This window comes from Pseudomonas sp. K8 (assembly GCF_014889455.1).
Lineage (GTDB): Bacteria > Pseudomonadota > Gammaproteobacteria > Pseudomonadales > Pseudomonadaceae > Aquipseudomonas > Aquipseudomonas veronii.
On the sequence record NZ_VJWO01000017.1, the window covers coordinates 1 to 21,372 of the forward strand.

20 protein-coding genes are annotated in these 21,372 nt (G+C 62.6%); 7 read left to right on the forward strand and 13 right to left on the reverse strand.

Features of this window, described 5'->3' with window-relative positions; all coding sequences use genetic code 11:
• Positions 1-32: 32 nt before the first annotated feature.
• Both INT12_RS14210 and INT12_RS14215 read right to left on the reverse strand, forming a co-directional pair.
• Positions 33-341, reverse strand: a complete 309-nt coding sequence (locus INT12_RS14210; RefSeq protein WP_146013203.1) for a transposase — start codon at positions 339-341, stop codon at positions 33-35.
• A gap of 84 nt (positions 342-425) precedes the next feature.
• Positions 426-884 carry an anti-sigma factor domain-containing protein gene (locus INT12_RS14215; RefSeq protein ID WP_413468877.1) on the reverse strand — a complete coding sequence of 153 codons (459 nt, stop codon included), beginning with the start codon at positions 882-884 and terminating at the stop codon, positions 426-428.
• A gap of 136 nt (positions 885-1,020) precedes the next feature.
• Here INT12_RS14215 and INT12_RS14220 point away from each other — a divergent pair, with 136 nt between their 5' ends.
• Positions 1,021-1,593 carry a DUF2780 domain-containing protein gene (locus INT12_RS14220; RefSeq protein WP_046381820.1) on the forward strand — a complete coding sequence of 191 codons (573 nt, stop codon included), beginning with the start codon at positions 1,021-1,023 and terminating at the stop codon, positions 1,591-1,593.
• 66 nt (positions 1,594-1,659) lie between these two features.
• On the opposite strand, the gene INT12_RS14225 is transcribed toward INT12_RS14220, so the two are convergent.
• Positions 1,660-2,136 (reverse strand): hypothetical protein, encoded by a 477-nt coding sequence (locus INT12_RS14225; protein ID WP_193039873.1) that lies wholly within the window; start codon positions 2,134-2,136, stop codon positions 1,660-1,662.
• Positions 2,137-2,439: 303 nt separating this feature from the next.
• Here INT12_RS14225 and INT12_RS14230 point away from each other — a divergent pair, with 303 nt between their 5' ends.
• Positions 2,440-2,643, forward strand: coding sequence for a hypothetical protein (locus tag INT12_RS14230; RefSeq protein WP_017847868.1), 204 nt, complete (start codon positions 2,440-2,442; stop codon positions 2,641-2,643).
• Between the two features lie 3 nt (positions 2,644-2,646).
• Here INT12_RS14230 and INT12_RS14235 read toward each other — a convergent pair whose 3' ends face one another.
• Positions 2,647-3,552 carry an acyltransferase gene (locus INT12_RS14235; protein ID WP_193039874.1) on the reverse strand — a complete coding sequence of 302 codons (906 nt, stop codon included), beginning with the start codon at positions 3,550-3,552 and terminating at the stop codon, positions 2,647-2,649.
• 172 nt (positions 3,553-3,724) lie between these two features.
• Here INT12_RS14235 and INT12_RS14240 point away from each other — a divergent pair, with 172 nt between their 5' ends.
• Genes INT12_RS14240 through creD form a run of 4 tightly spaced genes read left to right on the forward strand, consistent with a single transcriptional unit; the run spans position 3,725 to position 7,767 of the window.
• Entirely contained in the window at positions 3,725-4,225 is a 501-nt protein-coding gene (locus tag INT12_RS14240) for an ATP-dependent zinc protease (RefSeq protein WP_017847866.1), read from the forward strand.
• A gap of 9 nt (positions 4,226-4,234) precedes the next feature.
• Positions 4,235-4,903, forward strand: coding sequence for a two-component system response regulator CreB (gene creB, locus INT12_RS14245; RefSeq protein WP_057003915.1), 669 nt, complete (start codon positions 4,235-4,237; stop codon positions 4,901-4,903).
• The gene (gene creC / locus INT12_RS14250; RefSeq protein WP_046381824.1) at positions 4,903-6,342 is read left to right on the forward strand and encodes a two-component system sensor histidine kinase CreC; all 1,440 of its coding nucleotides are present in this window, start codon (positions 4,903-4,905) and stop codon (positions 6,340-6,342) included. The genes creB and creC overlap by 1 nt, the downstream gene beginning before the upstream one ends.
• Positions 6,343-6,393: 51 nt before the next feature.
• Positions 6,394-7,767, forward strand: a complete 1,374-nt coding sequence (gene creD, locus INT12_RS14255; protein WP_193039875.1) for a cell envelope integrity protein CreD — start codon at positions 6,394-6,396, stop codon at positions 7,765-7,767.
• A gap of 84 nt (positions 7,768-7,851) precedes the next feature.
• On the opposite strand, the gene INT12_RS14260 is transcribed toward creD, so the two are convergent.
• From INT12_RS14260 to INT12_RS14295, 8 genes are all read right to left on the reverse strand, one after another.
• Positions 7,852-8,481, reverse strand: a complete 630-nt coding sequence (locus INT12_RS14260) for a glutathione S-transferase (RefSeq protein ID WP_017847862.1) — start codon at positions 8,479-8,481, stop codon at positions 7,852-7,854.
• A gap of 1,360 nt (positions 8,482-9,841) precedes the next feature.
• Positions 9,842-10,024 (reverse strand): hypothetical protein, encoded by a 183-nt coding sequence (locus tag INT12_RS14265; RefSeq protein ID WP_046489074.1) that lies wholly within the window; start codon positions 10,022-10,024, stop codon positions 9,842-9,844.
• A complete protein-coding gene (locus INT12_RS14270) occupies positions 10,021-11,124 on the reverse strand; it encodes a PepSY-associated TM helix domain-containing protein (RefSeq protein ID WP_193058887.1) in 1,104 nt (367 codons plus the stop codon). Before INT12_RS14270 ends, INT12_RS14265 begins: the two co-directional genes overlap by 4 nt.
• A 62-nt stretch (positions 11,125-11,186) precedes the next feature.
• Positions 11,187-13,616: a TonB-dependent siderophore receptor gene (locus INT12_RS14275; protein WP_193040174.1), complete on the reverse strand. Its 2,430-nt coding sequence runs from the start codon at positions 13,614-13,616 to the stop codon at positions 11,187-11,189.
• A 228-nt stretch (positions 13,617-13,844) separates the two neighbouring features.
• On the reverse strand, positions 13,845-14,813 hold the full coding sequence (locus INT12_RS14280; protein WP_017847858.1) for a FecR domain-containing protein: 969 nt from the start codon (positions 14,811-14,813) through the stop codon (positions 13,845-13,847).
• Complete coding sequence (locus INT12_RS14285; protein ID WP_193040175.1) at positions 14,810-15,328, reverse strand: RNA polymerase sigma factor; 519 nt, start codon at positions 15,326-15,328, stop codon at positions 14,810-14,812. Before INT12_RS14285 ends, INT12_RS14280 begins: the two co-directional genes overlap by 4 nt.
• A gap of 97 nt (positions 15,329-15,425) precedes the next feature.
• Positions 15,426-16,133 carry a PolC-type DNA polymerase III gene (locus tag INT12_RS14290; RefSeq protein WP_017847856.1) on the reverse strand — a complete coding sequence of 236 codons (708 nt, stop codon included), beginning with the start codon at positions 16,131-16,133 and terminating at the stop codon, positions 15,426-15,428.
• Positions 16,130-18,052: a DUF294 nucleotidyltransferase-like domain-containing protein gene (locus tag INT12_RS14295; protein ID WP_193058893.1), complete on the reverse strand. Its 1,923-nt coding sequence runs from the start codon at positions 18,050-18,052 to the stop codon at positions 16,130-16,132. Before INT12_RS14295 ends, INT12_RS14290 begins: the two co-directional genes overlap by 4 nt.
• A gap of 247 nt (positions 18,053-18,299) precedes the next feature.
• Between INT12_RS14295 and INT12_RS14300 the strand changes: the two genes are divergently transcribed.
• Entirely contained in the window at positions 18,300-18,746 is a 447-nt protein-coding gene (locus tag INT12_RS14300) for a response regulator (RefSeq protein WP_017847854.1), read from the forward strand.
• A gap of 155 nt (positions 18,747-18,901) precedes the next feature.
• Here INT12_RS14300 and INT12_RS14305 read toward each other — a convergent pair whose 3' ends face one another.
• Positions 18,902-21,079, reverse strand: coding sequence for a malate synthase G (locus tag INT12_RS14305; RefSeq protein ID WP_193040176.1), 2,178 nt, complete (start codon positions 21,077-21,079; stop codon positions 18,902-18,904).
• Between the last annotated feature and the right edge of the window lie 293 nt (positions 21,080-21,372).

The window sequence follows — 21,372 nt, forward strand, 5'->3', positions numbered from 1 at the left end:
GATATAAGTAGGATCTGTTTGTCTTTCTGGCGTTAATGGTTCTTCATTGCGGTTGTGGTGACTCCGGCTTTTATGAGGCCCCTGCGCTGGAAAGTTTGTGATTGATCACGTTCTCGCGCCTGAAGCCCGGTTAAAAAGAGGAGATAGTTGGCGAGCGCAGCAATCAACAGCAGCACCTCTATTCGCTTTGGGCTCATGCTTCGATGCAGATTAAAACCCAGCCCCAAGTGCTCACTTTTCACATCTCGGAAGCCTTCTTCGATCTGCATACGCCGCTTATAAATTGCCACGATTTTGCTGAATTCCACTCGCTTTGCTTCAGATTGCTTGTCGGCAACCACGGCTCTCGCTCACGACTGGCGGACTGCCGGTTGAGCTTGCTTTTGGCGATTGATCCAGTGACTCGTTGATGTTTACCCCGTGGCTTAGCGAATCGCCAGCGCGCCTTGATACACCGTCGGCCCGGTCGGCTGCTTGCTCACCGATCCACCCTTGGTTTCCGAGCTCACCATCAAGCCCACCGGTTTGCTGATGGATTCCTGCTGGCGTGGGTTCAAGCCGATGATGCCTTTGCCATCTTCCGGCAACAGGCCGAGGGATACCGGCGTGCCGTCCTCGGGGATGGCCCACAGTTCCAGGCTCTGATCAGGGGCAGGGGCCGTGGAGGCAATCGGCTGCACTTCCAGGTAGTCCTTGTGGGCCATGATCTGCGCTGCCGGCTGCTGGGTGGTGGTCACCAGGGTGGCGGAGGATTTGACGCTGTCCTGGGTGTAGAGCGCGCCGCCGATACCGGCGGCCACTACAGCGCAGGCGCCGATGAACAGGCGCGGGCGGCTCCAGAATGAAGGCTTGTGATCAATCACTTGGGGGTGGATCGTCGTCATAAGTCTCTTCCTGACAAATTTTGTAGTCAGTTCATGGACCGGCTTATCGCAGTTGGGTTCCGGAGCGGGTTTGGAACAAGTGACGAAAAGGCCAGTCAAACGCCTGCTTTCACCCCTACATCCAGAGGTTGTTTCGATGAAGATTTCACGCGGTTTCGCCCTTTCCTGCCTGATGACCCTGGCAGCCGGCCCGGTATTCGCCGCCGGGTTCAGCCTTGGCGATGCGGCCAATGCGATTTCCGGTATGCAGGGCGGCAACAACAAAGCCGCTGCCGTTGCGCCGTCGTCCGAAACGGCCGGTTTGCTGAGTGCCCTGACCTCACAATTGAATGTCACCCCCGAGCAAGCCGTCGGCGGCACCGGCGCCATGCTGGGCCTGGCCAGGAACCAACTGAGCAGCAGCGACTATTCGCAACTGGGGAAAAGCGTGCCGGGTCTCGATCAACTGTCGGGCAGCAATGCGTTGGGTAGCCTCGGTGCCTTGAGCGGGATGCTCGGCCAGAGCGGCGGCAGCAAGACCAGCGGCCTCGACGGCCTGCTGGGTAACGTAAAGAACACCAACGACCTGAACACCGCGTTCAGCGCGCTGGGCATGGACAGCGGCATGATCGGCCAATTCGCCCCGGTGATCCTGCAATACCTGGGCGGCCAGGGTGCCAACAGTTCGCTGCTGGGCAAACTGGGCCAGGCTTGGGGCACCGGCAGCTAAGGCCGTGGTCCTTCAAAGCGGGTTCGCCCCCGCTTTGAAGTGGCCGGCAGGTTGCGGGGAACAGCGTTACGGTTGGTACTCAAAAGTACATTGGGAGGCGTCGATCGGCACCGCGCCGCCTTGATTCCCGCAGCTGGTTCCTTTCCATGCTGTACCGGTCGCGGCCTTCGGGTTGTTAAACGGCAGGCCCAATTGAACATAGGGTTTGGAAACGTTGTTCACCGGCTCTGCGTTTTCTCTTTGCGTTGTACCGCCATAACTGCAGAGTATTTTCCCGTGGATCATTTCGGCACTGACTAACATCAGGTTGTATTTAGGTTCGAGGTAGGTCTCGCTTGTGGCCGTGGACTGGCCCTCCCACATCTGGCCACCGGGCCCGGGGGCTTCGTATTTGAAGCCTTGGTTGAAGTCCGGAGGAAGGTCCGGGTCGGTATACGGCGTAGCTTTTATTGAACTGACTGCGGGGCACGTGGCCATTTCTGCATGGGCAATGTTCGCTGCTGTCAGTAACGCTATGCCGGCGAAGAGGACTTTGATGGTCATGATCAGGGCACTCGACTGAGATGGAGTCCTTAGCCTAATCAGCCGCCTAAGGCGGGCGGAACTGTTAACTCTGACAGTTTTTTATGCGTTTTCAGACGATGCCCTATCGCGGGTTCGCTGCTGGGCAAGCGAGTCCAGGCGTGGGGCGCGGGTAGCCAAGGATTGAGTCAGCCCCTCGTTTGGCAATGCTGCGCAACAACTCTCGAGGAACTGTGTGGGATGTTTCACCACCTACGGGGACTGCTCCAGGAAAACCAACCCTCCTGGGGTGGATTCTTCAATCCGGTCAGGTAGGAGTCTTCCATGAACATCGTCAACACCTACAACGCTCTCGCTAGCGCTTCGTATCACGCCGCGACCCACAAGCCCGCTGCCGCAGAGCAAGGAAAAGCGCCCCACGACGCCAGCCAGGAGCAGGCTGATACCGTGAGCAGTCACGACACCATCGAGATAGCGCACGGGTGGCGTACCGGTGACGATTCGGCCACGTGGCCTAAGCGTCCGTAACGGTTACTTTGCCCATAAGGCCCCAGCGGTTTCGCCTCGCAGTTCCTGAATCCGCTGATCTTTCTCCATCCAGAGCCGGTTCACCCAGTTCTGTACGACCTGGCGAAACGCCGGGTCGTTTTCGTAGTCGCCCTGCCACAGCGCCGGGTCCAGCTCACGGGTGCGGATATCGATGATCACCTTCGGTACCGCCCCGCTGATCAGATCCCAGAACCCCGGCGTCTTCGCTTGCGGATAGACCACGGTCACGTCGAGCACGGCATCCAGTTGTTCGCCCAGTGCCGCCAACACAAACGCCACGCCGCCGGCCTTGGGCTTGAGCAGGCGGGCAAACGGTGAGCCTTGCTGGGCACGCTTGGCCTCGCTGAACCGGGTGCCTTCCAGGTAGTTGACCACCGTCACCGGCTGGCGCTTGAACAGCTCGCAGGCCTGGCGGGTGATCTTCAAGTCCAGGCCCGCCAGTTCCGGGTGCTTGGCCAGGAACGCCTTGGTGTAGCGCTTCATGAACGGATAATCCAGCGCCCACCAGGCCAGGCCCAGGAAGGGCACCCAGACCAGTTCTTTCTTCAGGAAGAACTTGAAGAACGGCGTGCGGCGGTTGAGGGCCTGGATCAGCGCGGGGATATCGACCCAGGATTGGTGGTTACTGATCACCAGGTACGAGGTGTCGCCGCGCAGGTCGTCTGCGCCGCGGATGTCCCATTGGGTCGGGATGCACCGCGCGAAGATCAGTTTGTCGATTTCGGCCCAGGTCTCGGCGATCCACATCACGGCCCATGACGCGTAATCGCGATAGCGACCGGGGGCCACCAGCTTGAGCAGGGCAAACACCGTCAGCGGCCCGATCAGGACCAGGGTGTTGAGCAGGAGCAGCAGCGAGACGAAACAGCCGGTGAGCAGGCGGCGCATAAGTAACTCTTGGAATCCTGTGGGCGGGACATAATAAGAGAGCGGCGTCTAGAGGCCAAATCGCAAATCGCCCGACGAATGTTTCACAATATGCCGGGTATGGTTGCTGAACTAACTAAGTGCTGCCTTTGCGGTCTAGAATTCGCCTACTTCTTTCCGAGGAAATCACTTCGTGAAACTGCTCCTTGCCTCGCTCGCCCTGGCGGTCTTGCCCGTCATGGCCGCCGAACCGACCGTTTACGGTCGCTACGAATACATCCAACTGCCGGAGATCGGCGAAACCTTCAAGGCCAAGATGGACACCGGCGCGCTGACCGCCTCGCTGTCGGCCCGTGACATCGAGACCTTCACCCGTGACGGCGACGATTGGGTGCGCTTCCGCGTTGGCGGCAAGGACGCCGGCAACAAAGTCTACGAACACAAGGTGGCGCGCATCAGCAAGATCAAGAGCCGCGCCGACGAAGACGAGGACAAGGAAGAAGCCACCGTGGCCACGCGCCCGGTGATCGACCTGGAAATGTGCCTGGGCAACGTCAAGCGCACCGTCGAGGTCAACCTCACCGACCGCAGCAGCTTCAACTACCCGCTGCTGATCGGCGCCAAGGCCCTGCGTGAGTTCGGCGCCGCGGTGAACCCGGCGCGTCGCTACACCGCCGACAAGCCGGACTGCTGACGGACCGCCATGCCGCACATCCTGATTGTCGAAGACGAAGCGGCGATAGCCGACACACTGGTTTTCGCCCTGCAAGGCGAGGGCTTTACCACCACCTGGCTGAGCCTCGGCCAGGAAGCGCTGGCCCACCAGCGCCAGACCCCGGCCGACCTGATCATCCTCGACATCGGCCTGCCCGACATCAGCGGCTTTGAAACCTGCAAGCAACTGCGGCGCTTCAGCGAAGTGCCGGTGATGTTTCTCAGTGCCCGCGATAGCGAGATCGACCGCGTGGTCGGGCTGGAGATCGGCGCCGACGATTATGTGGTCAAGCCGTTCAGCCCACGGGAAGTGGCGGCGCGGGTCAGGGCGATCCTCAAGCGCGTCGGCCCTGGCGTCGCTCCGGCGTTGTTCCAGGTCGACCTGGAGCGCATGCAGATCACCTACCGTGGCCTGGCACTGAGCCTGACCCGCCATGAGTTCCGCTTGCTGCAAAGCCTGCTGGAACAACCCGAGCGTGTGTTCAGCCGCGAACAACTGCTGGACGCGGTCGGCGTGCCGGCCGATGCCGGCTATGAGCGCAATATCGACAGCCATATCAAAAGCCTGCGCAGCAAATTACGCAGCGTGGCGGCGCAGGCCGAACCGATCCAGACCCATCGCGGCCTCGGCTACAGCTACAGCCCGAGCCACAGCTGATGCGCCTGGGGCTGCGGTTTTTCCTGGTCTACGCGCTGTTTATCGGCTTCACCGGTTACTTCGTGCTGAACACCGTGATGAAGGAAATCCGCCCCGGCGTGCGCCAGTCCACCGAAGAAACCCTGGTGGACACCGCCAACCTGCTGGCCGAAATCCTGCGCAACGACGTCAAGAACGGCACCCTCGCCCAAAGCCACTGGCCGGAGCTGCTCAAGGCCTACGGCACCCGTCAGCCGGGCGCGACCATCTGGGGCCTGCCGAAAAACCAGGTCAACCACCGCATCTACGTGACCGACGCCAACGGCATGGTGTTGCTCGACTCCAGCGGCGAAGCCGTGGGCCAGGACTACTCCAAATGGAACGACGTGTACCTGACCCTGCGCGGCGAGTACGGCGCGCGTTCCACCCGCAGCGCGCCGGATGATCCGGCCTCGTCGGTGATGCACGTGGGCGCGCCGATTCGCGACAACGGGCAGATCATCGGCGTGGTCACGGTGGCCAAGCCGAACAGTTCGCTGCAGCCTTATGTCGATCGCACCGAGCACCGGTTGCTGTGGTACGGCGCCGGCTTGGTGATCCTCGGCCTGCTGCTCGGCGCGCTGTTGTCGTGGTGGTTGAGCGTGGCACTGCGCCGGCTTACCGCGTATGCCGAGGCGGTCAGCGAGGGGCGGCGCGCCGAATTGCCGCATTACCGTGGCGGCGAGCTGAAGCAGTTGTCCACCGCTGTGGAGCACATGCGGACACAGCTGGAGGGCAAGGCTTATGTGGAGCATTACGTCCACACCCTGACCCACGAATTGAAGAGCCCGCTGGCGGCGATTCGCGGCGCGGCCGAGCTGTTGCAGGGCGATATGAGCCGCGAGCAGCAACAGCGCTTTGTCGGCAATATCGACAGCGAAAGTACCCGCCTGCAGCAGTTGATCGAGCGCTTGCTGAACCTGGCCCAGGTCGAGCAACGCCAGGGCCTGGAGGCGCAAGCCAGCCTGCCGCTGGCCGCGCTGGTGGACGATGTGCTCAAGGCCCAATGCGCGCGCATCGAAGGTGCCGGCTTGCGCATCGAACAAACGATCGGCGCTGAGGTGAAGGTCTTCGGCGAACCGTTCCTGCTGCGCCAGGCTCTGGGCAACCTGCTCGACAACGCCCTGGACTTCACGCCGGCGGGCGGGGTGTTGCGGTTCAGCGCACAGACCCGGCACAACGCTGTGCAGGTCAGCCTGTTCAACCAGGCCGCGCCGATTCCCGACTACGCCTTGCCGCGCCTGAGCGAGCGTTTCTACTCGCTGCCGCGTCCGGCCAGCGGGCGCAAAAGCACCGGCCTGGGCCTCAACTTTGTCGAGGAAGTGATGAAGCTGCATGGCGGCACGTTGCAGATCGGCAACGTACACGGTGGCGTGCAAGTGGTGCTGCATCTCCACACAGTCTCCACACTGCCCACATAAATTTCCCACATGCGCGGCTCACGCTTTCCCCATCAAAACAGGGAGAGCCCCATGAACCGCAGCCTGCTTTTCAAACTTGGCGCGATTGCGCTATTGATCCTGCTATTGCTGATTCCATTGCTGATGATCAACGGCCTCATCGCCGACCGCCAATACACTCGCGACAGTGTCCTGATGGATATCGCCCGTAGCTCCAGCTACAGCCAGCGCCTCACCGGCCCGGTGATGGTGGTGCCGTACCGCAAGACTGTCCGCGAGTGGAAGCTCAATGAAAAACTCAACAGGCGCTACGAGGAAACCCGTGAAGTGCGCGGTCGTCTGTATTTCCTGCCGGAGCGTTTTGAGCTCGACGGGCGGGTGCAGACCGAACTGCGCGCGCGTGGCATCTACCAGGCCCGGCTGTTCCACGCCGACAACCGCATCAGCGGACGCTTCGTCTTGCCGGAGCAATGGGGCATCAAGGAAAATTTCGCCGATTACCGCTTTGAGCCGGCGTTTCTGGCGGTGGGTATCAGCGATATTCGCGGTATCGAAAACGCACTGAAGCTGGAGCTGGGCAGCCAGCGCCTGGAGTTTGCGCCAGGCACCCACGTCGAGTGGCTGGGCGAGGGGGTGCATGTGGCGCTGCCGGAGCTGGACAGCAAAAACCCGGCCGCGCTGGACTTCGCCTTCGACCTGCGCCTGCAAGGCACCGAGCAACTGCAAGTGGTGCCGGTGGGCAAGACCAGCCAGGTCACACTGGCCTCCAACTGGCCGCACCCGAGCTTCATCGGCAACTTCCTGCCGGCGCAACGGGAAGTCACCGACAAGGGCTTCAGCGCCAACTGGCAGACCTCATTCTTCTCCACCAACCTCGAAGAAGCCCTGCGCGGCTGCCTGGACGAACGCGGCTGTGACGACTTCAACAACCGCAGCTTCGGGGTGAACTTCATCGACCCGGTGGACCAGTACCTCAAGAGCGACCGCGCGATCAAATATGCGCTGCTGTTCATCGCCCTGACCTTTGCCGGTTTCTTCCTGTTCGAAGTGCCCAAGGGCTTGGCGGTGCATCCGATCCAGTACGCCCTGGTGGGGTTCGCCCTGGCGTTTTTCTACCTGTTGTTGCTGTCGTTGTCCGAGCACCTGGGCTTTGCCTTGGCGTACCTGATCTCGGCCAGTGCCTGTGTGTTGTTGATTGGTTTCTACGTGTGCCATGTGCTGCGCAGCGTCGCCCACGGCCTGGGGTTTTCGGCCGGGCTGGCGGCGTTGTATGGCTTGTTGTACGGGCTATTGAGTGCCGAGGACTACGCGCTGCTGATGGGCTCGCTGTTGCTGTTCGGCCTGCTGGGGACGGTGATGGTGCTGACACGCAAACTCGATTGGTACGGCGTGGGCAAACGCAAGGTGGCCGAGCCCTTGGCATTCGATCTGGAGGCCGTGCAATGATCGGGTTGCGTGAGGACCAGCGGGAGCGAGCGCAGTTGGTGGCGAGGATTGTGGCGTTGTTTCCTGCGCCACCTATGCGCAGGGTCAAACCGGCGGCTGTGTCTCAAGCATCGAAGGGCGCTGGCTGACTTCGGCGTACCAGGCGGCAAGCTGGGGGTTGGCGTCGCGCCAGTGCAGGTCCGGGTGGCGGAAATCCAGGTAACCCAAGGCGCAGGCCACGCTGATCGCGGCGATATCGAAGTGGCTGGCCAGTTCGGCAATCGCATCCGCTTCCAGCTCCGCCAGGGTGCGCCGGATCTTGTTGCGCTGTTCGTCGAGCCACGGCGCCCAGTGTTTTTCCGGCGGGCGCAGGGCGCTCTCGTAACGCACCAGCACGGCGGCATCCATGATGGCGTCGGCCATCGAGGCCAGGGTCAGGCGGCGCCAGCGGGCCGAGCCGTCACGCGGGATCAGCGGGTTGCCGACGTGCTGGTGGTCGAGGTAATCGAGGATCACCCGGCTGTCGTGCAACACCGTGCCATCGGCCAGGCGCAGGGCCGGGATCTTGCCCACCGGGTTTTCGTTGACCAGTTGCACGTCCGGGTTGACCGGTGTCGGCATGCAGAGCTGCAGGGCCACACGGTTCTGCTGGCCGGTTTCGGCCAGTAGCACGCGGACTTTGCGCACGAACGGCGAAGCGGGGTTGTGGAACAAGGTCATGCTGGGAGCGGACATAGGCATTCCTCTGGATGGGATGGGCAGTCGCTAGCCTAGAGGGTTGCGCAGTGGCTGGCGAGGGGGGGCTGTGGTTCTTGAGGGCCTCATCGGGGGCAAGCCCCCTCCCACAGGGGAATGCATTCCAAATGTGTGAGGGGGCTTGCCCCCGATGGCGTCCTCAGCCACGCCGCCTGAACAACGCCCAAGTCCCAACGACCGCAGGAATACCCAACCCGACCCAACTCAGCGCATCCCACAGCCCATCCCCCTGGATGGGATGGGCAGTCGCTAGCCTAGTGGGTTGCGCGGTGGCTGGCGAGGGGGATTCCTGTGGTTCTTGAGGGCCTCATCGGGGTAAGCCCCCTCCCACAGGGGAATGCATTCCAAATGTGGGAGGGGGCTTGCCCCCGATAGCGTCCTCAGCCACGCCGCCTGAACAACCCCCAACTCCCAATGACCGCAGGAATACCCAACCCGACCCAACTCAGCGCATCCCACAGCCCATCCCTCTGGATGGGATGGGCAGTCGCTAGCCTAGTGGGTTGCGCGGTGGCTGGCGAGGGGGATTCCTGTGGTTCTTGAGGGCCTCATCGGGGGCAAGCCCCCTCCCACAGGGGAATGCATTCCAAATGTGGGAGGGGGCTTGCCCCCGATGGCGTCCTCAACCACGCCGCCTGAACAACCCCCAACTCCCAATGACCGCAGGAATACCCAACCCGACCCAACTCAGCGCATCCCACAGCCCATCCCTCTGGATGGGATGGGCAGTCGCTAGCCTAGTGGGTTGCGCCGTGGCTGGCGAGGGGGGGCTGTGGTTCTTGAGGGCCTCATCGGGGGCAAGCCCCCTCCCACAGGGGAATGCATTCCAATGTGGGAGGGGGCTTGCCCCCGATAGCGTCCTCAGCCACGCCGCCTGAACAAGGCCCAAGTCCCAATGACTGCAAGAACACCCAACCCGACCCAACTCAGCGCATCCCACAGCCCATTCCTCTGGATGGGATGGGCAGTCGCTAGCCTAGTGGGTTGCGCGGTGGCTGGCGAGGGGGGGCTGTGGTTCTTGAGGGCCTCATCGGGGGCAAGCCCCCTCCCACAGGGGAATGCATTCCAAATGTGCGAGGGGGCTTGCCCCCGATAGCGTCCTCAGCCACGCCGCCTGAACAACGCCCAAGTCCCAATGACCGCAGGAATACCCAACCCGACCCAACTCAGCGCATCCCACAGCCCATCCCTCTGGATGGGATGGGCAGTCGCTAGCCTAGTGGGTTGCGCGGTGGCTGGCGAGGGGGGGCTGTGGTTCTTGAGGGCCTCATCGGGCAAGCCCCCTCCCACAGGGGAATGCATTCCAAATGTGGGAGGGGGCTTGCCCCCGATGGCGTCCTCAGCCACGCCGCCTGAACAACGCCCAAGTCCCAATGACCGCAGGAATACCCAACCCGACCCAACTCAGCGCATCCCACAGCCCATCCCCCAGCAACGCGGCAAACAAGCCGACCGCGCTGAGCAGGCCGATCCCCAGCGGAATGCCGAACACCTTCCAGAAACTCGATTGACGCGGCCTCATGCCTTGCCCGCCTTGCGCCGCACCCACCACAGGTACACACCGCTGCCGAGCACGACGATGGTCAGCCCATCCAGCAGCGCCCAGAGGATTTTCATCGGCATGCCGCCGTAGTCGCCGAAGTGCAGCGGCTGCGACATGCCCATGGCGTCCATGTACCACGGCCGCTCGGCGATCGCGGTGACGGCCAGACTGCTGGCGTCGATCAGCACCGGCGTGAGCAGATGCGAGGTCAGGTGGGTGCTGCCCTTCATGAACACCGCGTAATGGTGCTCACTGGAAAAGCGCGTGCCGGGGAAGGCGATGAAGTCCGGCTGCATGCCGGGTGCGGCTGCGGCGGCGATCTTGAGCAGATCGTTGGCCGGTGCGCGCAGGGTCAGCGGCGGGGCGTGCTGGTACGGTTCGATCATTGCGCTGAGGCTGTCGTTGCGCCAGGCGGCGATGATCAGATCGGCACAGGCGCTGATCACGCCGGTCACGCCGACCACCAGCGCCCAGGTCAGGGTGACCACGCCGATCAGGTTGTGCAGGTCGAGCCAACGCAGGCGGGTGGATTTGTCCTGGCGCACGGGGGCGAACGTCAAGCGGCGCATGAACGGCAGGTAAAGCAGCGTGCCCGAGACAATCGCCAGCACAAACAGCAGGCCCATGAACGCCAGCAGCCACTTGCCCGGCAGGCCGGCGAACATATCCACATGCAGGCGCAGTAGGAACAGCGTCAAGCCGCCGTTGGCCGACGGCATCTCCACGGTTGCGCCGGTGCGCGCGTCGAGCATGAACGTGTGCGACGCATTGGGTTCGGTGCCAGCGGTGGCGGCCATGATCGCGATCACGCCGTGCGGGTCGTCTTCGTCCCACGCCAGGTATTGCATGACTTCGCCAGGGCGATGCGCCTGGGCTTTGGCCACCAGTTGCTCGAGGTTCAGCTGTGGTGTGTCGGCGGGCATCTGCTGCAACTCGGGTTCGTTGCCCAGCAGGTGATCGAGCTCGTGGTGGAAAATCAACGGCAGGCCGGTAAGGGCGAGCAACAGCAGGAACAAGGTGCAGATCAGGCTGGTCCAGGTGTGGATAAAGGACCAGCGGCGGATGGTTCGGCTTTTCATTTGTTGGCCTTCAGACACACCCAAGCCGCCCCTGGAGGCGGCCGGGAGGTCAACTCAGTCGTTTACCACTGGTAGGTGGCGCTGGCGACCACACTGCGCTGGTCGCCGAAGTAGCAGTAGGAACCGTCACAGGTGGAGAGGTAGTCCTTGTCGAACAGGTTGGTCGCGTTCAGTTTCAGCGAGGCGCCTTTGAGGCTGTTGTCCAGGCGGCCGAGGTCGTAATGCACGGCGGCGTCGAACACCGTGTAGGCGTTGGCCTTGCCCGTCCAGGTATTGCCCTGGTCGCCATAGGTATTGCCGGTGTAGCGGGCCCCGGCGCCAATGCCGAAACCGTCGAGCACGCCGCTGTGCCAGGTGTAGTCCGTCCACAGGGAGGCTTGCTGGTTCGGCATCAGCTGCAGGCGGTTGCCCTTGTATTGGCCTTTTTGCACTTCAGACTTGGCCAGGGTGTAGGCGGCTATCAGCTTGAGGTTTTCACTCACGTCAGACACGGCTTCGAGTTCCAGGCCCTTGACCTTCACTTCGCCGGTCTGGTCGGTCACCGATTCGCCCCCGGCGCCGAAGCTGGTGACCAGCACGTTTTTCTGGGTCAGGTCGTAAACCGCTGCGCTGAGCAATGTGTTGGAGCCGGGAGGCTGATACTTGACCCCCAGTTCCCATTGCTTGCCCTGCGTGGGCTTGTACGATTTGACTGGGTCGACGCTGGCATTGCTCGCCGGCTGGAAGGACTCGGCGTAGGACAGGTACGGCACGAAGCCCGAATCGAAGACATAGCTCAGCGCCGCGTTGCCACTGAAGTTCCGACTGCGGTCGGTGTTGGTCGCGTCGTCCTTGTTGAAGTACGTGGTGCCCTGATGCACCCAGTCTTCACGCCCGCCGAGGGTCAGGCGCCATTTGTCGAAGGCCATCTGGTCTTGCACGTAGAGGCCGGTCTGTATGGTTTTCTGGTTGTAGTCGTAGTACGCGTCGGAGCGCGGCGGGCGGACGATCGTCTGGCCGTAGGTCGGGTTGAAGATATTGGTCGTCCCGGCGCTGCCGAAAATCGACAGATACGAAGTGTCGGTGCGTTGATGATCGAGCCCCAGCAACAGCGTGTGCGTGATGTCAGCCGTGTTGAAGTCAGCCTGGAAATGGTTGTCGACCGCGAATTGGCCGATGTTTTCGTCAACGTTGGTCGACGAACGACCGATGTTGCCCGCAGCGTCGGCAGGGCCGTAGATCAGTGAGCCCACGGTCAGTTGCTGGAACGCCAGCTCCGACTTGGTGTAGCGCAGGTTCTGGCGGAACTGCCATGTATCGTTGAAGCGATGCTCGAACGCATAGCCCAGCGCGTAGTAGGTGCGGTCGTAAAATTCATAGTCCGGATCGCCCAGATTCTTGTGGTGGGAGACCTCGCCCAGCGGCGATTTGATCTTGGTGCCCTGGATCGGCAGGAACTGGCTGGTGGTGCCGGTATCGTCGCGGGTGAACTGCGAGAGCAGGGTCAGCTTGGTGTCGGTGTCGATGTTCCAGACCAGGCTGGGGGCGATGTTGTAGCGCTTGTTGTCGATATGGTCGACCTGGGTGCCAGCATCCCGGACCACGCCGCTGACGCCATAGAGGAACTGGCCTTCATCATCGATCTTGCCGGTGCTGGCGAAATTGATCTGGCGATAGTTGTCACTGCCGTATTGCACTTGAATGGCATGGCTCGACTCCGCGCTGGGGCGCCGGCTGACCATGTCCAGCAGGCCGCCCGGCGGGGTCTGGCCATAGACCGAGGAGGCCGGGCCACGCAGCAGGGCGAGGCGATCCAGGTTCCAGGTTTCGGCCTTGGGGTTGGCGTACACGCCGCGTGGCAACGGCAGGCCGTCGAGGAATTGGGTCGGTTCGAAGCCGCGAACGCGCATCCAGTCGTAGCGGGTGTCGCTGCCGTAGCTGGCGGACACAATGCCGGGCATGTATTTGACGGCGTCATCCAGGTTCTGCACGTTGCGGTCCTGCATCTGCTCGCGGGTGGCGACGGAGATCGAGCGCGGTGCTTCGACCAGCGCGGTATCGGTCTTGGTGCCGGCGGCGGTGCGCGTCGCCAGGTAGCCCTGCACCGGGCCCCAGGCGCTTTCAGTGTTGCCCTGGGCAACGATGCTGGTTTGCGGCAACGCCACGACCCCGTCCGCAATCGCCACCAGTGTGTAAGTCCCCGCGCTGCTCTGCTCCACCTGCAAGCCGCTGCCGCGCAGTGCCTCGCGCAGTGCGCCCGGGGCGTCGAACTGGCCCTGGACCGGCGCCGAAGTTTTGCCCGCGGCCAGTGCCGGGCTGAGGGTCAGTGCGAGGCCGGCCTGGCTGGCGATCTGGTTCAGGGTGGCGGCCAATGGCGCGGCGGGCAGGTTGTAGGCGCGCACGCTGGACGCTTGCTCGGCGGCGATCAGCACGCTGCTGGTCAGCGGGGTGCTGAGGGCAATGGCCACGGCTAACAGGCTGGGGCGCAACAAGGTGTCTAGCGTGCGGGACATAGGGTGGCTCCTGAATGGAAGTAATTCGCAATTACCCCTGTGCCGAGCGAGATTCGAAAAGTGATAGGGCTTGGGGAAAATAATTGTTGCCTGGGGCTATTCGGTGTTCTGGAGGGCCTCATCGCGGGCAAGCCCGCTCCCACATTCGACCGCGTTCAGCCTGATACAACGCGGTCGAAGGTGGGAGCGGGATTGCTCGCGCGAGCAATATCCCCGACACCGCCGGACCTAGGGCCTACCCTTCACCGTCACCCACCACGGCGTGCGCTGTTCGATCCGCACCGGCAGCGTCGGTAGCAGCGCGTTGAGCGCCAGGGTGGTGTCGTGCAGCGGGAAGCTGCCGGTGATGCGCAGGTCGGCCACGGTGTTATCCACACCCAGGTAGCCGCGGCGATAACGGCTCAGTTCTTCGACTACATCGCCCAGGCGGGCGTTGTCCACCACCAGCATGCCGCGGGTCCAGGCGTCGGTGGCGGGGGTGACGGCGAGCAGCGGGCCGAGGCTGTCGCTGCGCATCAGCACTTGCTGGCCGGCCTTGAAGATCTGTTCCTGATGCAGCGCCTCGGGTTGCGCGGCCACAGCCGATTGCAGCACGCTCAGGCGCGTGGCGGCGTCCTCGCGTTTGACGATAAACCGCGTGCCCAGCGCGCGCAGGCTGCCGTCGCGGGTCTGCACATAGAACGGGCGCGCATCGTTGTGGCCGGTTTCGACGAGGATTTCTCCTTCCTGCAACACGATCAGCCGGCGTTTTTCATCGAAGCGCACATCGATGGCGCTGTGGGTGTTGAGGTTGATCTGCGTGCCGTCCGCGAGTGTCAGCGTGCGTTGTTCGCCGGTGGCGGTGCGTTGATCGGCCAGCCAATAGTGGAGCGGTACATAACGTTCCCCGGCAAACAAGGCCAGGCCGCAGACCAGTGCGATACTCGCCAGGCCGCTGCCGAGTTTGCGCACGCGCTGGCGAATGCCCTCGCGTGACTGCAACAACGCCGCCCGCGCCGGGCCCGAGGCCACGCTGAAGCGCTGGTCGAGCAGGCCCAGTTGGCGCCAGGCGCGGGCATGTTCAGCATCGCTGGCCAGCCATTTGGCGAACTCCTCCTGTTCCACGGCGCTGCCGTCCCCTGAGTCGAGGGACAGCTGCCAGGCAATCGCCGCATCCAGCACCCGGGCCGACACCGGTTTGCAACTGATCGCACTCACAGCGGCTCGCCATACAATGCGATGTAGCACTGACGGATGCCCTGGGCCAGGTACTGGCGCACGCGCGGCACCGACACGCCGAGGCGCCGGGCGATTTCGGCGTGGCCCAGGCCGTCGATGCGGTTGTAGAGGAACGCGGCGCGGGCCTTGCTCGACAGCGTGCCGAGCAGGCGGTCGATGGCCTTGAGGTCTTCGAGGATCAGTTGCTGGTCTTCCGGCGACGGCTGTTCGCTTTGCGGGATCAGCATCAATTCGCTGAGGTAGGCCTGTTCCAGAGCGGCGCGGCGGAAGTAGTCGAACAGCAAGCCTTTGGCGATCGCCACCAGGAAGGCGCGGGGCTCGCGGGGTTCGCGCAACCCGTCGCGGCCGAGCAGGCGCATGAAGGTGTCCTGGCTCAGGTCTTCGGCGCGGCTCGGGCAGGCCACATTGCGCCGCAGCCAGGCCAGCAGCCAGCCGCGATGGTCGCGATACAACGCACCGACAAGCTCACTGTGTGGGGTCTGGACCGACGACAAGGCATCACCGAATAAACAAGTTTAAACTAACGAGAATTATTCGCGATTGTGTCAGAGGCGTGCAGCGGGCGCAATTGGCGTCTGTCCGGCGGTGCTATTAAAACGATGGCGCCTGCTTGCGCCGTTTCCATTGGCTCAAACGTGCTTGCAGGGCGCGCGGTGTGTCGATGTGCTGCTGGCGCGCGCGGCTGAGCAGGATCAGCATCAGCTCCGCAGTGGCCAGGGCGTCGGCGCTGGCGTGATGGCGTTCGCCCACCTGCAGGTGGAAGTGGTCGATCCAGTCGTCCAGCCCGGCTTCGCGCAGCAGCGCCTCGGGGTACAGCAGCGGGGCGATGTCGGCCACGTCGAGGAAGGTATGGGCCAGGCGATAACCCAGGCTGTCCTTGAGCGCCCGGGCCAGCATGTGTTGATCGAACCGCGCATGGAAGGCCAGCAACGGGCTGTCGCCGACGAACTCCATGAAATCCAGCAACGCGTCCACCGGGTCACTGCCGGCGGCGATCGCGCTGGGGCCGAGACCGTGGATCAGCACGCTGGGGCTGAGTTTTGTTTCGGCGCGTTGCAGGGTGCGCTCGAACATCTGGGAAAAATCCACCGCGCCGTCCTCGATCACCACTGCACCGATGGACAACACCTGATCGCGGTTGAGGTTCAGGCCGCTGGTTTCCAGGTCCAGCACCACCCAGCGCTGGCTGCGCAATGCCGCGTCGCCCAGCGCGACCGGCTGGGGTAACTGCGCCAGGCGCTGCTGTTGTGTTGCGTCGAGATGGGGTTTGGCCGTGCGCAACCAACCAAATAAGTTCACAGCTGATACCGCACGGTCAGGCTGCTTTGCAGGCGCTGGGCCTGGCGCAGGGATTCGCGCAGGATGCGCCGGTCCAGGTGGTTAAGGCTGTCGGGGTCGACGCGGTTGGAATACGGCTGGTTTTCCCGCATCTGCAATTGGTGCTGCTGCATGCGGGTTTGCTGGATAAAGTGATACGCCTCTTCATAGGCGGCGCCATCCAACGGCTCGATCACTTCCTTGACCACCAACTGGCGCAGGCGCTCCAGGGTGTTGATGGCGTGGACGTCGTTGGCCAGGGCCAGCAGGCGCGCGCCGTCGACAAAGGGCGTCAGGCCTTGCACCTTGAGGTCGAGGGTGGCTTTTTCGCCGCATTTGCGCGTCAGCACGAAATCGCGGAAGCGCCCCACCGGCGGGCGCTGGCGCAAGGCGTTCTCCGCCAGCATGCGCTGGAACAGGCGGTTGTCCGCGACCTGGTCGAGAATGCCCTGGCGCAGTTGTTCACAGCCCTGTTCATCGCCCCACACCACCCGCAGGTCGAAATAGATGGTCGACCCCAGCAGGTTCTCCGGCGTGGCTTCGCGGATGAACGCCGCAAACCGTCGCGCCCATTCGGCCCGCGACAGGCACAGCTCGGGGTTGCCGGCCATGATGTTGCCTTTGCACAAGGTGAAGCCGCACTGCGCCAGGCTCTGGTTGATCTGCTGCGCGAGGGGCAGCAGGCGCGCACGGATCTCAGCCGCTTCGGCGGCGTCCTTGGCGTCGAACAGGATGCCGTTGTCCTGGTCGGTGTAGAGCGTCTGCTCGCGCCGGCCTTCGCTGCCGAAACACAGCCAGGTGAACGGCACGCCGGGGTCGCCTTTGTCGGCGAGGGTCAGCTCGATGACCCGGCACACGGTGTGATCGTTGAGCAGGGTAATAATGTGGGTGATCTGGGTCGACGACGCGCCATGGGCCAGCATGCGCTCCACCAACTGGCCGATCTCGCCGCGTATCGCCACCAGGTTTTCCACCTTGGGTGCGTTGCGGATGGTACGGGCCAGGTGGACCAGGTCCACGCGTTGCAGGGAGAACAGGTCGCGCTCGGACACCACGCCGCACAGACGCTGGTCTTTGACCAGGCACACGTGGGCGATATGCCGCTCGGTCATTGCGATGGCGGCGTCGAAGGCGCTGTGGTCCGGGGTGAGGAAGAACGGCGCATGGGTCATGTGCGCGTCGATCGGCAGGGTGAAATCGCTGGTGCCGTCAGCCACTACCTGGCGCAGATCGCGCAGGGTGAAGATCCCCAGGGGCGCCTTGTGCTCATCCACGATCACAATGCTGCCGACCTGTTGCTCGTGCATCAGCGTCACCGCTTCGCGCAACGGTGTAGCCGGGCTGCACGTCACCGGGTGGCGCATGGCCAACTCACCGAGGCGGGTGTTCAAGGAATATTGGGTGCCGAGGGTTTCCACGGCTTTTTGCTGCACTTGCTGGTTGACCTGATCGAGCAGGCTGCTGACGCCGCGCAAGGCGAAATCGCGGAACTCGCTGGACAGCGCGAACAGCTTGATAAACGCCGGCTTGTTCAGTTGCAGGCAGAAGGTGTCTTCGGCGGCCTTGTGCTCGGTGCGCGTCGCACGTTCGCCCAGCAGTGCCGCAAGGGGGAAGCACTCGCCGGTGGCAATCTCAAAGGTGGGTTCGGCCGAATCCGGCCGTTCGCCGATGACCCGGCCCTGCTTGACGATGTAAAAGTGCTCCACCGGCCCGGCCGACGGCTTGAGGATGCTTTCGCCGGGGCCATAAAAGCGCAATTGGCACTGCTCTACCAGGAACGCGAGGTGCGCGTTTTCCATTTGGTTGAACGGCGGGAAGCGTTGCAGGAACTGCAAGGTGCCGTGGATGTTCTGCAACACCGCAGTTTTTCCCGCCTGGGCGAATGCATCAGCTTTACTCATAACAATGACCGCGATGTTTTTGTCGTTATCGTCCTGCATGGTCGACTCCTGCACGGCGGGTGCCCATTGGACGTAAGTCTAGGTCGATGAAAACGGCGCATAACTAGGGAAAAACCTTACATGACGATCGTCCAAACCCCGTAGAACGCCCACTAGGCAAACTTTCCGACGAAGTGCACATTGTTCGCCCTTCCGCAGATGTCTGACGAGTGTGCTGGGAGATTGATGAGAGCTAGCTGAGAACCGTATGTCCGACCACGATATTTTGAGTGATGCCGAGCGCGAAGCGCTGAGCGCTGTGATGCTGAAGCCTGATTTACCGCCACAACGCGTGTTGATCGTCGACGACGACAAGGATGCGCGCGAACTGCTGGCGGAAATCCTGGGCCTGGACGGGATTCGCTGCATGACCGCCGAGAGTAGTGAGGCAGCCTTGAAACTCTTGAAGTCGAGCCGCTCCATTGGGTTGCTGATCACCGACCTGCGCATGGCGCCGAGCAACGGCCTCCAGTTGATTCGCGAAGTGCGCGAATCCGAGCGCGCGGCGTTGCCGATCATCGTTGTGTCCGGGAACGCCGGAGCGCTGGATGTGATCGATGCGATGCATTTGAGCGTGGTGGACTTTCTGCTCAAGCCGATTGATAGCGTGAAGTTGGCGAAGATGGTCAAGCGCGAGTTGGGGATGAGGTCCTGATTTTTGCGGTGTATGTAATGGCCTCATCGGGGGCAAGCCCCTCCCACAGTTGACCGCGTACATCCTGTGGGAGGGGGCTTGCCCCCGATGAGGCCATTCCGGACACCACAAGCCTCAAAGAAAAAGCCCTGATCGTAAGATCAGGGCTTTTTCATTTACAGGCCGTTTTTAGCCTTGAACTCCCGACGCCTGCGATGCAACACCGGCTCGGTATAACCATTAGGCTGTTTGGTGCCTTCAATCACCAACTCCACCGCCGCCTGGAACGCGATATTGCTATCGAAGTCCGGCGCCAGCGGGCGGTACAACGCATCCCCGGCATTCTGACGGTCTACCACCGGCGCCATGCGCTTGAGGCTTTCCATCACCTGATCCTGAGTGACCACGCCGTGGCGCAGCCAGTTGGCGATGTGCTGGCTGGAAATGCGCAGGGTGGCGCGGTCTTCCATCAGGCCGATGTCGTTGATGTCCGGCACTTTCGAGCAGCCGACGCCCTGGTCGATCCAGCGCACCACATAACCGAGGATGCCCTGGGCGTTGTTGTCCAGCTCGTTGCGGATTTCTTCGTCCGACCAGTTAGGGTTGTTCGCCAGCGGGATGGTCAGGATATCGTCCAGCGACGCGCGCTCGCGCTTGGCCAGTTCGGCCTGGCGCGCGAACACATCGACCTTGTGGTAGTGCAATGCGTGCAACGCAGCCGCCGTCGGCGACGGCACCCAGGCGGTGTTGGCGCCGGCCAGCGGGTGGGCGATTTTCTGTTCGAGCATCGCCGCCATCAGGTCGGGCATGGCCCACATGCCTTTACCGATCTGCGCACGGCCTTGCAGGCCGGTAGCGAGGCCGATATCGACGTTCCAGTTTTCGTAGGCGCCGATCCATTTTTCCGTCTTCATCGCGGCCTTGCGCACCATCGCGCCGGCTTCCATGGAGGTGTGGATTTCATCGCCGGTGCGGTCGAGGAAGCCAGTGTTGATAAACACCACGCGCTCGCTGGCGGCCTTGATGCAGGCCTTGAGGTTGACCGTGGTACGGCGCTCCTCGTCCATGATCCCGACCTTGAGGGTGTTGCGCGGCAGGTTCAGCACGTCTTCGATGCGGCCGAACAGCTCGTTGGTGAACGCCGCTTCTTCCGGGCCGTGCATCTTTGGTTTCACGATGTACACGGAACCGGTGCGGCTGTTCTTGCGGCTGCTGTTGCCGTTGAGGCTGTGGATCGCCGCCAGGCTGGTGAGCAGGCCGTCGAGAATGCCTTCCGGTACTTCGTTGCCGTTTTTGTCGAGGATCGCGTCGATGGTCATCAAGTGGCCAACGTTGCGCACGAACAGCAGCGAGCGACCGTGCAGCGTCACGTCCTGGCCATTCACGCCGGTGTAGACGCGGTCGGCGTTCATGGTGCGGGTGAAGGTCTTGCCGCCTTTGGCCACTTCTTCGGCCAGGTCGCCTTTCATCAGGCCGAGCCAGTTGCGGTAGATCACCACTTTGTCGTCGGCATCGACGGCGGCGACGGAGTCTTCGCAGTCCATGATGGTGGTCAGCGCGGCTTCCATCAGCACGTCTTTGACGCCGGCCGCGTCGGTCTGGCCGACCGGGGTGCTGGTATCGATCTGGATTTCGAAATGCAGGCCGTTGTGTTTGAGCAGGATCGCAATCGGCTGGGCGCTGTCGCCCTGGAAACCGATCAACTGGGCATCGTCGCGCAGGCCGCTGTTGCTGCCGCCTTTGAGGCTGACCACGAGTTTGCCGTCAACGATCTTGTAGCCAGTGGAATCGACGTGGCTGCCGGCGCTGAGCGGTGCGGCTTCGTCGAGGAAGGCGCGGGCGAAGGCGATGACCTTGTCGCCGCGCACCTTGTTGTAGCCCTGGCCCTTTTCGGCGCCGTCGGCTTCGCTGATGGCGTCGGTGCCATACAGCGCGTCATACAGCGAGCCCCAGCGCGCATTGGAGGCGTTGAGGGCGAAACGGGCGTTCATCACCGGCACAACCAGCTGGGGGCCGGCCATGCGGGCGATTTCGTCATCGACGTTTTGGGTCGAGGCCTGGAAGTCTGCGGCTTCTGGCAGCAGGTATCCGATATCTTGCAGGAAGGCTTTGTAGGCCACCGGGTCATGCGCCTGGCCGGCGTGAGTCTGGTGCCAGGTGTCGATCCGCGCTTGGAAATCGTCGCGTTTGGCGAGTAGGGCTTTGTTCTTCGGTGCCAGGTCGTGGATGACCTTGTCGGCACCGGCCCAGAACTGGTCGGCAGTGATGCCGGTACCGGGAATGGCTTCGTTGTTCACGAAGTCGAACAGGACTTTGGCGACCTGCAGGCCACCGACTTGAACGTGTTCAGTCATTGCTTGCCTCACTCTGCGGAGCTTATGCGCTTTTCAGCTTTTCAATTTACCAATGAAGCCTCTGGCCATTTAAACCGCGGGCACGCTGCGCCGGTACATGCCTGTGAAGGCGGCTGGGCAGGCTGTGTCGCGGAGCATGGTTGCCGTGGCAGACATCGACCCAACGTTATGTAGTGCGCGATTGCGCATACTACATGATGACTTGCGCTTGTGAAAATTAGACTAAATACGTCGTTTAGCGACCCACTTTGGTCGTATGGTCACAGTGGGGTCTTGGATGTTCTCAAGAAACA

Coding starts and splice junctions, on each gene's coding strand:
- INT12_RS14235 (WP_193039874.1), bottom strand. CDS start 3,552: ATGCGCCGCCTGCTCACCGGCTGTTTCGTCTCGCTGCTGCTCCTGCTC.
- INT12_RS14305 (WP_193040176.1), bottom strand. CDS start 21,079: ATGACTGAACACGTTCAAGTCGGTGGCCTGCAGGTCGCCAAAGTCCTG.
- creD (WP_193039875.1), top strand. CDS start 6,394: ATGAACCGCAGCCTGCTTTTCAAACTTGGCGCGATTGCGCTATTGATC.
- creB (WP_057003915.1), top strand. CDS start 4,235: ATGCCGCACATCCTGATTGTCGAAGACGAAGCGGCGATAGCCGACACA.
- INT12_RS14275 (WP_193040174.1), bottom strand. CDS start 13,616: ATGTCCCGCACGCTAGACACCTTGTTGCGCCCCAGCCTGTTAGCCGTG.
- INT12_RS14265 (WP_046489074.1), bottom strand. CDS start 10,024: ATGAGGCCGCGTCAATCGAGTTTCTGGAAGGTGTTCGGCATTCCGCTG.
- INT12_RS14230 (WP_017847868.1), top strand. CDS start 2,440: ATGAACATCGTCAACACCTACAACGCTCTCGCTAGCGCTTCGTATCAC.
- INT12_RS14260 (WP_017847862.1), bottom strand. CDS start 8,481: ATGTCCGCTCCCAGCATGACCTTGTTCCACAACCCCGCTTCGCCGTTC.
- INT12_RS14295 (WP_193058893.1), bottom strand. CDS start 18,052: ATGAGTAAAGCTGATGCATTCGCCCAGGCGGGAAAAACTGCGGTGTTG.
- INT12_RS14270 (WP_193058887.1), bottom strand. CDS start 11,124: ATGAAAAGCCGAACCATCCGCCGCTGGTCCTTTATCCACACCTGGACC.
- creC (WP_046381824.1), top strand. CDS start 4,903: ATGCGCCTGGGGCTGCGGTTTTTCCTGGTCTACGCGCTGTTTATCGGC.
- INT12_RS14225 (WP_193039873.1), bottom strand. CDS start 2,136: ATGACCATCAAAGTCCTCTTCGCCGGCATAGCGTTACTGACAGCAGCG.
- INT12_RS14300 (WP_017847854.1), top strand. CDS start 18,300: ATGTCCGACCACGATATTTTGAGTGATGCCGAGCGCGAAGCGCTGAGC.
- INT12_RS14215 (WP_413468877.1), bottom strand. CDS start 884: ATGACGACGATCCACCCCCAAGTGATTGATCACAAGCCTTCATTCTGG.
- INT12_RS14220 (WP_046381820.1), top strand. CDS start 1,021: ATGAAGATTTCACGCGGTTTCGCCCTTTCCTGCCTGATGACCCTGGCA.